We start from the raw sequence: 458 nt of genomic DNA on the forward strand, positions 1-458 counted from the left end.
AAAGAAGTAGTTCCAACCAGCACTAACGCAACGAGCACAGGTCCTCAAGGTGTCCCACAAACGGGCACCCCAACTTTCCAAGGTGGCGATCCACTGGTTCCAATTGATGAAACAGTAGAGCCAACTTTCGAAGATGGAAGCAAAGAGAAATCTATTCCAGGCCAAGGAACTTACACGATTGCACCAGACGGAACTGTAACCTTCACTCCAGACAAGCAGTTTGTTGGGAACCCAGATCCAGTTACAGTGAAACGTGTGGATAAGAATGGCACTCCAGTTACTGCGACCTACAGTCCAGAGTTTACTAAGGTGACTCCAACTGGTAAAGATACTTCTTCAGTTAATATTAAGGGTCTTGTTCAAACAGGTACGCCAACATTTGAAGGTGGTAATCCGCTTGTTCCAATCGATGAAACTGTGGCGGCGACATTTGAAGATGGATCAACTGAAAAAGTGAT

The 458-nt window shown here is 45.6% G+C and carries 1 protein-coding gene; it reads left to right on the forward strand.

Features of this window, described 5'->3' with window-relative positions:
• Positions 1 to 458: Ig-like domain-containing protein (locus HMPREF2853_RS04865; protein ID WP_261674236.1), on the forward strand; the 458-nt coding region annotated here is incomplete at both ends.

The organism is Streptococcus sp. HMSC077F03 (genome assembly GCF_001812375.1).
GTDB classification, from domain to species: domain Bacteria; phylum Bacillota; class Bacilli; order Lactobacillales; family Streptococcaceae; genus Streptococcus; species Streptococcus oralis_S.